This is a genomic window from Fundidesulfovibrio soli, assembly GCF_022808695.1.
Classification (GTDB): domain Bacteria; phylum Desulfobacterota; class Desulfovibrionia; order Desulfovibrionales; family Desulfovibrionaceae; genus Fundidesulfovibrio; species Fundidesulfovibrio soli.
In genome coordinates this window covers 44,978-58,511 of sequence record NZ_JAKZKW010000008.1, presented here as the reverse complement: position 1 = coordinate 58,511, position 13,534 = coordinate 44,978, and the positions used below count along the sequence as shown (strand labels likewise).

Here is a 13,534-nt window from a genome sequence, read left to right as displayed (position 1 = left end):
CCGGCAATCTACTTGCCCATCATGGAACACATTCACCCCAAAGACTCCCGCCTCCCCTGGCCCGAGTATTTCATGCGCATCGCCTTCCTGGTGGCCGAACGCTCCACATGCCTGCGCCGCAAGGTGGGCGCGGTGGCCGTGAAGGACAAGCGCATCCTGGCCACGGGCTACAACGGCGCTCCGGCGGGCACGGCCCACTGCCTGGACATCGGCTGCCTGCGCGAGCAGCTCGGCATCCCCTCGGGCCAACGCCACGAACTGTGCCGGGGCCTGCACGCCGAGCAGAACGTGATCATCCAGGCCGCGGTGCACGGCGTCTCCATCTCCGGGGCCGTGCTCTACTGCACCACCCAGCCCTGCATCATCTGCACGAAGATGCTCATCAACTGCGGTGTGAGCCACATTCATTACGCCGAAGGCTATCCCGACGACCTTTCCCGTGATATGCTTGGAGAAGCTGGAGTGAATTTTGATACCCTGCCCCGACCCGACCAAGCCTGACGAGGCCTTCATGAGCCGCGCCCTGGAGCTCGCCTCCAGGGGCAAGGGCTCCACCGCGCCCAACCCCTGCGTGGGCGCGGTGCTCGTTCGCGGAGGCGCGGTGGTGGCCGAGGGCTGGCACCAGCGTTGCGGCGGCCCCCACGCCGAGGTGAACTGCCTGGCCGACGCCCGCGCCAAGGGCGTGGACCCGGCCGAGTGCACCCTCTATGTCACCCTGGAACCCTGCAACCACCACGGCAGAACGCCCCCCTGCACCGAAGCCGTGCTGGCGGCGGGCATCCGCAAGGTGGTGGTGGGCTGCACGGACCCCAACGCCTCCGTGGCCGGGGGCGGCAACGCCCGCCTGCGCGAGAACGGCGTGGAGGTGGATTCGGGCGTGCTGGAGCGCCGATGCAGGGACATGATCGCGGACTTCTTGGTCTGGCAGACCACGAAGCGCACCTACAACGTTCTCAAGATGGCCTCCACCCTGGACGGCCGCATCGCCACGCGCACGGGGCACTCCTCCTGGGTCAGCGGGCCGGAATCGCGCGCCCTGGTGCAGGACATGCGCGCCCGCGCCGACGCCGTGCTCGTGGGCGGGGGCACCCTGCGCCACGACAACCCCAGGCTCACCGTGCGCCTGGAGGGCCGCGAGAACGGCCCCCAGCCCCTGGCAGTGGTGGTCACGTCGCTCCTGCCCGAGCACGACGCTCCGCTCTCCCTGCTGCTGGACCGGCCCGCCCAGACCATCTTCTGGACCGCCCCGGCCAGCGCGGCATCCTGGCGGGCCGAAGCCTTGCGGGACAAGGGCGTGCGCGTCTGGGAGCTGCCCACCCTGGGCGACAGGCTGCAACTGGCCGCGGGGTTCGAGCGACTGCGCGCCGAGGCCGGATGCCACGCCACCCTCTGCGAGGGCGGAGGGCAGCTGGCCTTCTCCCTGGCCCGGCAGGGGTTGATGGACGAGTTCCGGCATTTCCTGGCTCCGAAAATCCTGGGCGACGCCTCCGGCGTGCCCGTGTTTTCCGGGGCCTGCGTGGAGCGCATGGACATGGCCCTGCCGTTGCGGCTGAGCGCCGTGCGCCCAAGCGGCCAGGACCTACTCATGACGTACATGCCCGCGGACTGATGAACGCGGGCCGTTTGCCCGGACCACCGGACAGGGGGTCCGGCGGCAACCTATCCCACCCATAGCGGAGAAGCCCGTGAAAAAATCCTTTGTCGCCGCATTGCTCGCCGCCACAGCCTACATGGCCATCACCGTCTTCGTCGCGAACCAGGCCGGAGGGGCCATCGACTCGAGCCTGAAGCGGATATCCTCCGGCTCACCCCTATACCGCTTCACCCCGCAGCAGAGCCGGATCGGGATCTTCAGCAGCAGCTACACCTACACCGCCAGCTTCCTGTCCCAACCCGGCGGGCCCGAGGCGCTCTCCCTGCTGGTCACGTTCGACGTGGCCCACGGCCCAATCCCCTTCGCCGCCGGATCGCTCAGCCCCTGCGCCGCGCTGGTCAACGGGCGCTTCGCCATGGCGGAGGGCACCCCCAAGGCCGTCCGCGATGCCCTGGACCAGATTCCCGAACTCTTCAGGACCACCCTGCGGGCCGAGGCCGGCTTGGGCGGCGGCCTGGATCTCCGGCTGAGCGTGCCGCCCCTCTTCCGGGACCCCCCGCTGCGCCAGGAGTTCCAGGGAGCCACCGTCTCCGTCTCCACCGACATGGATTTCAGCAGGCAGGTCACCAAGGTGGACATCCCGCTGATCAACCTTCAGGACAACGACTACACCTTCCTGCTCAAGGGGCTGACCATCCGGTCGGACGCCGTCAGGCTGCTCCCGTACGTCTGGCACGGACAGAGCGAACTGAAACTCGCGGGCTTGTCCCTGAGCACCAAGGATCCCTCCAACACCCAGGCTTCAACGCTTGAAAACCTGGAACTGCGCGGCAAGACCACGCTCCATGCGCCGACCGTCGACTACGCCCTGTCCCTGAGCGGGGCGACGGCCATCAACAAGTCCGCCCCGCTGCCCTTCTCCGTGGCGCTTTCGCTCTTCAACCTCGACGTGGAGGGATTCTCCCAACTCAACGACCTGCTGCAACGGGAGTATGGCGGCAACGAGGCCGTGAGGCCCTACGTGGACGAGGTGCGCAAGACCTACGACATGTTGCTGGTCAGGGCTCCCCGCGTCGAATTTGAGCTGAAGGCGCTGCCCGGCACCCAGAATGAGGTGGCTCTCAAGGGCGAGGCGAGCGCTCCCGCGCTCAAGAGCGTGCCGCCCACGCCGCAGGAGGCGCTGGCGCAGCTCCGGGCCAAGGCCGACCTGAGCGCCCAGGAGCCTGGGCTGGTCATCCTCGTGGACACGTTCTCCAGCCCTCAGGAAAAGGAGAGCCAGGCCCAGCAGAAGCAATTGCAGACCGCCCTGCAGCAGCTCACCGAGAAGGGCTCCATCACCCGCGACGGCACGCGCATCAGCTCCAGCGCCGTATGGGACGGATCGGCCCTGCTGGTGAACGGCAAGCCGCTCCAGTAAGGACCGGGAGATTCGCGGGCCTGGAGCTGTCACCCCAGGCCCGCGGTCAACAACCTGCGAATCCCGGCAAACCGGCCCTGTCCCCTGCCCCCCGGCATTGGCGGACACCGGCCCCCGCCGTAACGCCGGCAAAATCCGGCCGGCAGAGCAATCAATTCCCAAGCGGCAGCCAGAGCTGGCCGAAGCAGAACAGGCGCCCCCTCCCGGGGGCGCCTGTTGCGCGTCGGGCTTTTGCACTCCAGAAGTCCAGCTTTTTACTTATGAATGCCGGGCAGCATATACCCCACGGGGGAATTTGAGCTGCCAGGCGCATCATATTGCAATTTTCCGGGCGATTTCATAGAATGTGGCACCGGGTCTGTATTCCAGTAGCGTACTGGAGGAGCCATGAAACTTTCTTCAACATCCTCAGTTCCTTGTATTTTACGGACAATCCGCCCCCTGGCTGGCGCGCTTGCAGCCGTATTGCTGTTGGCCGGGGGGGCTGAGGCGGCGTCGGTCTCCTATGTATACGACAACGCCGGGCGGGTGGTCTCCGTTAAGTACAGCGGCGGGCAGCGCATCATCTACGCCTACGACGATGCCGGCAACATCACCCAGATGGTTGTCCAGGGGAGCGCCGGGGCGCTTCCGGCCGTCAACAGCCTGCTCCTCGGGAGCAACCCCAACGGCGGCGCCGCCCAGTCTGTCCTGCAGGATTAGCGTCCGCTCCGGGGCAATTACATTTCGTTCCTTCCTGTGCGCTTCCCGCGCGCGGTCTTTCGGTCAAGCGGTCTGGCCTGGCGGACGCTGAAGTCGTTCGTTCCCCCGCCACGGTGCGCATCGCCAACGGTCTGAACGTTTCGACGATGGAGACGCGCCATGCCGCGACACTTCCTCCTTGCCGCACTCTTCCTGGCCCTGCTGTGCCCCTGCGCGGACCGTATCGCCCGCGCGGACGACACTACATCCGTCTGTTATTCGGGCACCTGCCTGACCATCACCACCAAGGGGTTCGGCTCCTGGGCCTACAGCCAGACCCGCCCCGGCTCCAAGGACGAGGGAAGCTGCACCTTTGCGGTGGTCGAATACACCAACGCCGGCGCATCCATCCCCCGCAGCGGCTTCGTGCAGGCCACCATCACGGTGGACAGCACGTCCGAGCTGATCAGCGTGCCCAACCCCGAGTACCCCGACAACAGCGATCAACGGTACATCCTCGTTCCCGGGATCGACGCCCTCACCATGGACCTGCTCCAGAGCTACTCTGGTGGGGTGCACTATTCCGGCAGCAGGACCTTCAGCTTCATCCGGGCGGGTGAGTCGCGGAGCGGCAGCATCGGCTACACCATGTCGCAGGATTACGGGGACTATGCCACGTTGAAGATCGGCACCGGCTGGAGCGGCTGCTGGGAGGTGTACGTCAGCTCCCCCGTGGACTTCTCCGGCCCCGAGAACAAGGACGAGAACCTGGGCGCCGGCAAGGACAACCCCGACACAGAATTCGAGCGGGGCGGTGCCGGCACATGCTCCGGCCAGGGGCTGCCGGTGTTCGGCGTGAACATGTCCTACCTGAGCCTGGCCGTGGACGACACGGACCTGGCCTACCAGAGCTTCGGCCACCAGGTGGAGCTGCGCCGGGTGTGGAACATGCGCCCAAGCGAAACGGGGCTGTTCGGCAACGGGTGGTCCTTCGCCTATGCATCCACCCTGACCGCCCTGAGCCACACCTCCGGCGGGGCCGTGGTGAAGCTGGGCAACGGCCAGGGCTTCTCCTATACGGTCAGCGGCACCACTGGGCAGGGTACGGGCGAGCTCACGGTGAGCTACGCCTGTTCGGCCAAGGGACGCACCCAGCAGCTCACGGGCGTGCTGAACGAGGCCACGGGCACGGGCCACTACATCCTCCACGACAAGCAGGCCAAGCTGACCCGGCGCTACGACTACGTGGCACAGGACGGAACAGGGGCCTACGTCTACCGCCTGACCTCCATAACGGACCGCAACGGCAACGCCCTGACCCTGACCTACGACGGCAAGGGCAGCCTGGGCACCCTCATGGACGCCTCCGGGCGGGTCACCACGTTCGTGACGGACGTCAGCGGACGCTGCACCCAGTTCACCACCCTGGGCGGGCGCACCGCCTTCTTCCAGTACGACGCCGACGGCAACATGACCAAAAGCACTGACCTGGCCGGCAACGTGACCACCTACACCTACACCGCGGACAAATACATCGCCTCCATCACCACGGCGGGCAGAACCACGGCGTTCACCTACTCCACTTCCGGGCAGACGACCTACGTCTCCCAGGTCACGGACGCCAACGGAGCCGTGTGGCAGTACGGCTACGTCAGCCCGGCCATCAAGACCGTCACGGAGCCGGGCGGAGCGGTGCGCACCTACTCCAACTCCGGGGGCCGCACGACCCAGATAACCAACGCCTTGGGCCAGACAACGTACAGGAGCTATACCGCCCAGGGCATGCTCGCCTCTGAGACCGACGCCACGGGCCGCGCCGCCAGTTTCGAATACGACGGCGACGGCAACCCGACCAAGTGGACGGAAGCCGACGGCGGGGCGACCACGTTCACCTACGACGCCAACGGCAACATGACCGGCAAGGTCGACCCCATGGGCAATTCCTGGACCTACGGCTACGATGTCCGCGGCAACCTGACCTCCATAACGTCGCCCCTGGCCAGGTCCACGTCCATGGCCTACGACTCCAAGGGCTTGCAGACCAGCGCCACGCTGCCGGGCGGGGCCTCCCAGTCCTACCAGTATGACACCCACGGGAACCTCACCGACATCTTTGACCCCCTGGGCAACCGCACCCGCATCGCCTACGACACCGCGGGCCTGAACCGCGCCTCCCTGACCGACCCGGCGGGCAACACCACCAGCTTCATGTACGACGACAACCGCCGCCTGGTGATGCAGACCCATCCCGGCGGAGCCACGAACCAGTACGGCTACGACTGCTGCGCCATGACCAGCTCAATTGACGCCAACGGGCGCACCACCCTCTATGCCCGCGACGCCCTGATGAACGTCACCAGGATCACGGACCCCATGGGCGGCCAGACCCAGTTCACATACAACGCCAACTCCAGCCCCCTGACCGAGGTGAACCCACTGGGGCGGATACGCCAGTACACCTACGACAGCGCCAACAGGCTGTTCTCCGATACGGACCCCGCCGGGCGCACGGTGTTCTACGGGCGCGACGCGGCGGGCAGGGTCACCTCGGTCATGAACCCCAAGGGTGCGGCGACGACCCAGGAATACGGCCTGCGCGGCCAGTTGCTCAACGTGTTCGACCCCCAGGGCAACAACACGGCGAACTACACCATCAACGCCGCCGGACGCATCGTGGCGAAATACAACGGCCGCTCCCAGCTCTACATGCTGACCTACGACGCTGACGGGAGGGTCGTCACCAAAAAGCACGAAAACGCCGTGGCGGCGAGCTACGCCTGGGACCAGCAGGGCAGGCTGACCAGCCACTCCACCCCGGCCACCGGCACCGTGAACTGGACGCGCGACGCGGCGGGCCAGGTGACCATGACCCAGGACCCCGACGGCGCCAAGGGGCTCAACATCAGCTACGACTCCGCGGGCCGCGTCTCCGGCATCGGCTACCCCGGCGGCCTGAGCGTCACCTACACCCGCAACGGGCGCGGCTGGCCCACCAAGGTGGATTTCGGCGCCTATTCCGTCAGCCTGGGCTACGATGGAGAGGGCCGGGTCACCTCCGAAACGCGCTCCAACGGGATGAACACCACCTACGGGTACAACGCCACGGGCAAGCTGACCTCCGTGGCGCATCAGAGCGCGTCAAGGACTCTGGCCAACATCAGCTATGCCCGCGACGCCTCCGGCGCCATCGTCAGCGAGTCCGGCACCTGGCCCCTCACGCCGCGCGGGCCGGTCAAGCCCTTCCGGGCCACGTTCAACAACGCCGATTCCATGACCGCCTGGGGCACGGACCCGGCCACCGCCGACGCCGACGGCAACCTGACCGCCATCGCCGGGACGCGGGCCATGACCGCGGTCTACGACGTGGAGAACAGGCCCGTTTCCCTCGTGGCGGGCGGCGTGACGCGCCAATACAGGTATGACGCCCTCGGCAACCGCGTGTGGGTGGCCGCGGGCGGCGTCACCCGCAACCTGCACTTCGATCCCCGAGGCCGGGCGGCCTTCGAGACCGACCACACCGGCGCCGTGACGGCCTGCTACATCTACGACGACAACCGCCTCCTGGCTTCCGGCACGGCGGCGGGCGGGTTCGTGTTCCACCATTACGACAAGACCGGCAACACGCTGGCCCTCACGGACGCCTCCGGGGCCACCGTGGGCGCATACGCCTACGGGCCCTATGGGGCCGTGGTCGCGCACACCGGGCGCTCCACCCCCTTCACGTATGCGGGCGCGTACGGGGTGATGGACGAGGGCGCGGATTTCTTCCTCATGCGCAACCGCTACTACGACGCGCAGGCCGGGCGCTTCCTGCAGCGCGACCCCATCGGCTTCGAAGGCGGGATAAACCTCTACCGCTATGCGGAGGGCAACCCCGTGCGCTTCATCGACCCCCTGGGCCTGCGCTCCGACGAGGGCATCTTCAAGGGCGACTACGAGCATATGTCCCAAAACGGGAAGATGGTCTTTGAGCCCAACGCGTATCAGCGCCAAATGTGGGACGACTTCAAGACTGCCGCGGACGTCACGTTGAGCTCCAAGGGCGGGATCGTGTCGGCGGTCTACCTGCCGTACAAGCTGATGTACATCAACCAGACCGCCCCCCCCAGCCAGCGCTTCGCCGAAGGGATGTTCGAGATGGGCAAGGCCCTGCTCGGCGGAGTTTACGGCGTCATGGCCGACATATTCACTGCCGGACAGGACACAAACATGAAGCGGGTGAAAGAAACTGAGGATGAATGGCGCCGGACGCAGCAGTTCTGGTGCCCGAAACGCTGACGGCGCTCTCACGACCACCAGAAGCGCGCCTTGACGTTATACGGCCCGCCTGCCATCCGTGTCAGGCGGGCCGGTTGCGCCCGCCACCCGGCAGGGGAAATGGACGCCTGGGAGCGCATCGGCACGTCCACATTCGTAGGCGGTCCCAACGCGCGATTGCCCGACGGCTGGACGGCTCATTCCCGGGCAGGCGGGTTTCAGGTGGTCCCGTTCTGGATGCGATGGACACCCGCGAGCCCTGCGCGCCCGATGCAAAAGCCCGCGCCGCTTTACGACGGACCTGCTCGATTCCGGCCCGAAACAACCTAGCCTGAAAGAGGGGTTGACCACCCCGCAGCCCTTGTATATCAAGGCTCCCTGTCGAGTCGCCAGCGTAGCTCAGTTGGTAGAGCAGCTGATTCGTAATCAGCAGGTCAGGGGTTCGAGTCCCCTCGCTGGCTCCAGGAAAAACAAGGCCTTACCCTAAAATCGGGTAAGGCCTTTTTCTCTTTTGCTACCCCATTGCTACCCTGGCGACGGATTTAGGGAACAAGATTGCCCCCTGAAAGCAGGACAGGAATGCCCAAACAAGCATAACGTTTGGCCACGCCCATTTCCGTCGTATCGGGAGGGTCGGCCATGAGGATGGGCAACCTCAGCCAAGATGGCACCCAGCCGAACAAGATTCGATCTTTTCAGATTGATCCTCGGGATGACGCGCTTTGCTTGGAGTCAGACCATGCTCGTGAGGCAAAGGCTCAGGCCCCGCACCAGTTTCAGCCGCCAAATAGGACGGCATGGGACATAGCTCGTGAGGCCTACGAGAGAGTTGGCCATGCACAAGGCACTCTTCCGGGCGTTCCCGTCACTCCAAAAGGTACGGCTCCCATGGGGAACAAACTCGCCCGAACTCCGCTTTTCGCACCGATCAAGCGCGGACGACGGAAGATCCACGACATGGTTCGGCTACCTTCTCCTGGAGGCATTTCGCTCTGGTATTTCGGCAAGCAATTGGACGTTAGCGACCAAGACACATACCTGACCGCGCTTATGCTGGCGAAAGGCGTTGCCTCGGATACTCCGATCAAAATCAATCGTACGGAGTTTTTGCGCCTCCTGGGAAGAAAGATAGGCGGGTCAGGCTTCAAATGGCTTGAGCAAAGTTTTGCGCGCATCTCCACCGGACGTCTGTTCTATGACACACCTGATGAACAGGGCAGCACCCCGCTGATTGGCCCACTGAGGTACGACAAGGGTGCAGAAGAATACTATTTCACGATACCCGCCGATTCACTCCGAGCCTTCGGGGTCAAGTCATTCGGATATGTTGATATGGAGAAGCGGCGACAGATCGCGAACAAGGCCGAGCTTGCAAAGTGGCTACAGTGCTACGCTGTGAGCCATGCCAAGGGGGAGCACAGGGTCAGCGTGGCGAATCTCAAGGCGTGGTGTGGACATGAGGGGAGAGTCAGGGACTTTCGAAACTATTTGGCGACTGCGCTGGCCGAACTGGTTCGAGTGGGCATCCTTGGTTCTTGGGGATTCTATGAAGACAATGGAAAGATTAAATGGTTTCGGTGAGATAAATCGAGCGCGGAGCTATGCCAACAGGATGTTGGCATAGCTCCGCAAAACGTTGGCACTACACCGCGCCTATGGGCATAGCTCCGCGCTATATTGGCATAACTCCGCAGAAAACGTCCGGGAAGCCTTGTCATTCCTGACTTCTCGACCTCTTAACCTGGTTTTAACCAGTAAGAATAAGAAGTGACGCCTCAAGCCCACTCAGAACACAGATGTGGAGGGATTATCCTGCCCCCGGTTTGGTGAGCGGTTGCGCTAACTTAGTTTTCGTGGCTGATTCCGATGAGGAGGTCGGCCATGAAACGACGGAAGTGGACCCCGGAGCAGAAGGCTCTCATCGTGCTCGAAGGCCTTCGAGGACGGCCAATCGGCGAGCTGTGCAACGAGCACGGCATTTCCCAGGCTCAGTATTACCAGTGGCGCGACCGCTTTCTCGGCAATGCCCACCGCGTGTTCGAGACGGCCACTGTGGACAAGCGCACCCAACGGCTTGGGTCTGAGAATGCCAAACTCAAGGGATTGGTCGGCGAGTTGACCTTGGAGTTAAAAAAAACGGACGGTTGGCCGTGAAACGGCGCGGCTCTTACGCCAAAGTCGCCGCCCGAAACGCCGACCTTCTGGACCGTATTCGCTCGCTCAAGGCTGATCACCCGTTCTGGGGCTACCGGCGCATATGGGCTCATCTACGCTTCGTTGATGAGCTGGCCGTCGGCAAGAACCGAGTGCACCGGCTTATGAAGGAGCACGGGTTGACGGTGCGGAGCAATCAGCTGCTCAAGGCCAAGCGCAAACCGACCGGCAGCAAGCCCAGGCCCACCAGGCCGAATCAGTGGTGGGGCATCGACATGACCAAGGTCATGATCGAAGGCTTCGGCTGGGTCTACGTGGTGATCGTGCTGGACTGGAACACCAAGAAGGTCGTTGGGCATTACGCCGGGTTGCAGGCCCGGGCTTGGCACTGGCTGGCGGCGCTGAACAAGGCCGTGAACCGCCAGTTTTCCGAAGGTGCGCGTGGGGCGGCGCTTAACTTGATGTCCGACAACGGCTGCCAACCCACATCGGTGAGCTTCATGAAGTCTTGCCGGATCATGGGCATCAACCAGGCGTTCACCAGCTACTCCAACCCCAAAGGCAACGCGGATACGGAGCGCTTCATGCGCACGCTCAAGGAAGAGCTGGTCTGGATCAACGAGTTCACGAGTCCTGGCGCCTTCTTGGAGTCTTTGGATCGCTGGATCGACGGCTACAACGCCAACTATCTGCACTCGACCCTTGGCTACAGGTCGCCAGAGGCCTTCGAGGCAGAACAACTCAGCCGCGAGACTCAATTAGCGGACGCTTGCTAAACAAGGGGCAGTACAAGCGGCCAGAGGATTTCGTTGCCGAAGCCCTGGTAGATCCTGCTGACCTCCTTGCGCAACGTCACTGGCCGCAGCAGCTAGCCCGCATCGTGGGAGAAATCCCGGCACAGCCTGGCCATGCCCTTTTCGTTCGCTCCCGGCCACCCGATCAACTGTCCTCCAGGTCCTTGAGGACCGGGGCCATGGCGGTCACCAATCTCCCGGCGCCCTGTTTCTGGACCACCCCGCCCTCTTCGCGCACGACGCGCACGGGCAGGCGGTTGGACACCACAATGGGGCGTTGGTCTCCGATCTGGAAAAGTGTCATCGGCTTGCTCCGCCCGAGAAGGTTCTCCCGGTGAAACGGCCGAACAGGGCCAAGAGTTCCTGGGGGCTTGATCCGGTACCCGGCGGCGGTCGGTGCGGGGCTCGCTGCGGACGAGCACTCCGATCCCCACTCGCCGAGGGTCAGGGATGCGTCCTCGTTGTCAGGAGAATGCAATCCAGTGCCGCCGCATCCGAATCAATGCGGCGATTTCGGCTTGACCCAGCTCATTGCGAACCGAGTTTGAGCGCGCGGAGGCGGAGGGCGTTGGTCAGCACGGAGACCGAACTCATGCTCATGGCCGCAGCCGCGATCATGGGGCTGAGCAGTATCCCCATGCCGGGAAACAGGACCCCGGCAGCGACGGGCACTCCAACCGCATTGTAGACGAAAGCGAAGAACAGGTTCTGGCGAATGTTGCGCATGGTTGCCTGGCTCAGCCGCCTCGCCCGGACTATGCCCCGCAGGTCGCCCTTGACCAGAGTCACCCCGGCGCTCTCCATGGCGATGTCGGTGCCGGTGCCCATGGCGATGCCTACATGGGCCGCCGCCAGGGCAGGGGCGTCGTTGATTCCGTTGCCCGCCATGGCCACGGAATGCCCCTGGCTCATGAGCTCCCGGACCTTTTCCGCTTTCTGATCCGGGAGCACTTCGGCCAGTATCTCCTCGATTCCGAGCTGCCTGGCAACCGCCTGGGCCGTGGCCAGGGAGTCGCCCGTGAGCATGAAGACCCGCACTCCCTCCTGGCCGAGTACCCTGACGGCCTCGACCGAACTCGGCTTGACCGGGTCCGCCACGCCCAGAAGCCCGGCCGGTTCGTCATCCACAGCAAGATAGACCACGCTGCGCCCCTGTTCGCGCAGCTTCCGGGCTTCTTCTTCCAGCCCGCCGATTTCCACGTTCAAATCCGTCAGCAGGGGGCCGTTGCCCAGGGCAACCCGCCTGTTCTCGATAAGCCCGGTCACGCCCTTGCCAGAGACGTATTTCCAATCCTTAACGGCTGCCGGAGCCACGCCTTGTTCCCTGGCATGGTCCAGAACGGCTTGAGCCAGCGGGTGTTCGCTCTCGCGTTCCAGGCTGGCGGCCAACCGGAGTATCTCCTCCTCCTTGAGATTCCCAAGGGATATGATCTCCGTCAGCCGTGGTTTGCCTTCGGTCAGGGTCCCCGTTTTGTCCACCACCAGAACGTCCACTTTCCTGAGGGTCTCGATGGCCGTTGCGTCTCGGAAAAGCACGCCCATGCTAGCCCCTTTGCCTGTGGCCACCATGATGGACACGGGCGTAGCCAGGCCCAACGCGCAGGGGCAGGCGATGATCAGCACCGAGACGGCGGCTACCAGCGCATGGGATAGCCTCGGCTCCGGCCCCCACAATATCCAGGCCAGGAAGGCCGCTGCCGCCACGCCGATGACCGCCGGAACAAAATAGCCCGATACGGTGTCCGCCAGTTTCTGTATCGGCGCGCGGCTGTGTTGCGCATCGGACACCATGGCCACTATCCGGGCCAGCAGGGTGTCGGAGCCCACCTTGACGGCCTCCATCACCAGGCTGCCCGTACCGTTGACGGTGGCCCCCACCAACGAGTCCCCGCGTGCCTTGGCCACCGGAACCGGCTCTCCGGTGATCATGGATTCATCCACCCTGCTCTCGCCTTCTAGAACGGTTCCATCCACAGGCACCTTCTCTCCCGGCCGCACCCTGAGCCGGTCGCCGACGGCGACCTCCTCTAAAGGAATGTCCACCTCGGAGCCGTCTGACCCGATACGCCGGGCCTTGGCTGGGGACAACTTGAGCAGGTCCCGGATGGCCGCCCCGGTGCGGTGCCTTGCACGCAACTCCAACACCTGCCCCGCGAGGACCAGGGCCACGATGACCGCCGCGGCCTCGAAATACACCTCGACCAGGCCGTCATGGCGCATGCTGGCGGGAAAACTGCCCGGAAAAATCATGCCTGCCAGGCTGTAGACATAGGCGACCGCCACGCCCAGGCTGATCAGGGTGAACATGTTGAGGTTGCGATTGAGCAGAGAATTCCATGCGCGCTGGAAAAAGGGCCAGCCGGCCCAGAAAACCACCGGCGTGGTCAGAGCCAATTCGACCCATTGGCGAGTTTGCGGCTGGAGCGCCCCGGCCACCGGGCGCCCGGGGATCATGTTGCCCATGGATAATACAACTACGGGCAGCGCCAGGCTGGCGGCCACCACGAACCGCCGTTTCATGTCCCGGTATTCCGAATCGGGCTCTTCCTCCTTGGTTGGCGTGACCGGCTCCAGAGCCATGCCGCATTTTGGGCACGTGCCGGGAGCGTGCTGGCGTATTTCAGGATGCATGGGGCA

At 64.4% G+C, this 13,534-nt stretch carries 10 protein-coding genes, 1 tRNA gene and 1 pseudogene; 9 read left to right on the top strand and 3 right to left on the bottom strand.

The features are described 5' to 3' along the window. Window positions 1–21 precede the first annotated feature (21 nt). From MLE18_RS09225 to MLE18_RS09185, 9 genes are all read left to right on the top strand, one after another. A complete protein-coding gene (locus MLE18_RS09225; protein ID WP_272881572.1) occupies window positions 22–501 on the top strand; it encodes a deoxycytidylate deaminase in 480 nt (159 codons plus the stop codon). A 10-nt stretch (window positions 502–511) separates the two neighbouring features. Then, window positions 512–1,609 (top strand): bifunctional diaminohydroxyphosphoribosylaminopyrimidine deaminase/5-amino-6-(5-phosphoribosylamino)uracil reductase RibD, encoded by a 1,098-nt coding sequence (gene ribD / locus MLE18_RS09220; protein ID WP_243438503.1) that lies wholly within the window; start codon window positions 512–514, stop codon window positions 1,607–1,609. Window positions 1,610–1,685: 76 nt separating this feature from the next. Further along, on the top strand, window positions 1,686–3,011 hold the full coding sequence (locus MLE18_RS09215) for a DUF945 family protein (RefSeq protein WP_243438502.1): 1,326 nt from the start codon (window positions 1,686–1,688) through the stop codon (window positions 3,009–3,011). Between the two features lie 387 nt (window positions 3,012–3,398). Continuing rightward, entirely contained in the window at window positions 3,399–3,713 is a 315-nt protein-coding gene (locus MLE18_RS09210; protein WP_243438501.1) for an RHS repeat domain-containing protein, read from the top strand. A 159-nt stretch (window positions 3,714–3,872) separates the two neighbouring features. Further along, entirely contained in the window at window positions 3,873–7,970 is a 4,098-nt protein-coding gene (locus MLE18_RS09205; protein ID WP_243438500.1) for an RHS repeat-associated core domain-containing protein, read from the top strand. 367 nt (window positions 7,971–8,337) lie between these two features. Then, window positions 8,338–8,413 (top strand) — tRNA-Thr (locus tag MLE18_RS09200). A gap of 175 nt (window positions 8,414–8,588) precedes the next feature. Next, a complete protein-coding gene (locus MLE18_RS09195) occupies window positions 8,589–9,530 on the top strand; it encodes a hypothetical protein (protein ID WP_243438499.1) in 942 nt (313 codons plus the stop codon). Window positions 9,531–9,830: 300 nt separating this feature from the next. Beyond that, window positions 9,831–10,103 carry a transposase gene (locus tag MLE18_RS09190; protein WP_243438498.1) on the top strand — a complete coding sequence of 91 codons (273 nt, stop codon included), beginning with the start codon at window positions 9,831–9,833 and terminating at the stop codon, window positions 10,101–10,103. After that, window positions 10,100–10,879 carry an IS3 family transposase gene (locus MLE18_RS09185; protein ID WP_243438497.1) on the top strand — a complete coding sequence of 260 codons (780 nt, stop codon included), beginning with the start codon at window positions 10,100–10,102 and terminating at the stop codon, window positions 10,877–10,879. Before MLE18_RS09190 ends, MLE18_RS09185 begins: the two co-directional genes overlap by 4 nt. 163 nt (window positions 10,880–11,042) lie before the next feature. Here MLE18_RS09185 and MLE18_RS09180 read toward each other — a convergent pair whose 3' ends face one another. From MLE18_RS09180 to MLE18_RS18245, 3 genes and pseudogenes are all read right to left on the bottom strand, one after another. Next, entirely contained in the window at window positions 11,043–11,201 is a 159-nt protein-coding gene (locus MLE18_RS09180; RefSeq protein WP_243438496.1) for a hypothetical protein, read from the bottom strand. 224 nt (window positions 11,202–11,425) lie between these two features. After that, window positions 11,426–13,417 carry a copper-translocating P-type ATPase gene (locus MLE18_RS09175; RefSeq protein WP_473828292.1) on the bottom strand — a complete coding sequence of 664 codons (1,992 nt, stop codon included), beginning with the start codon at window positions 13,415–13,417 and terminating at the stop codon, window positions 11,426–11,428. 54 nt (window positions 13,418–13,471) lie between these two features. Further along, window positions 13,472–13,528, bottom strand: a pseudogene (locus tag MLE18_RS18245) (heavy metal-binding domain-containing protein); the annotation flags it as partial. Between the last annotated feature and the right edge of the window lie 6 nt (window positions 13,529–13,534).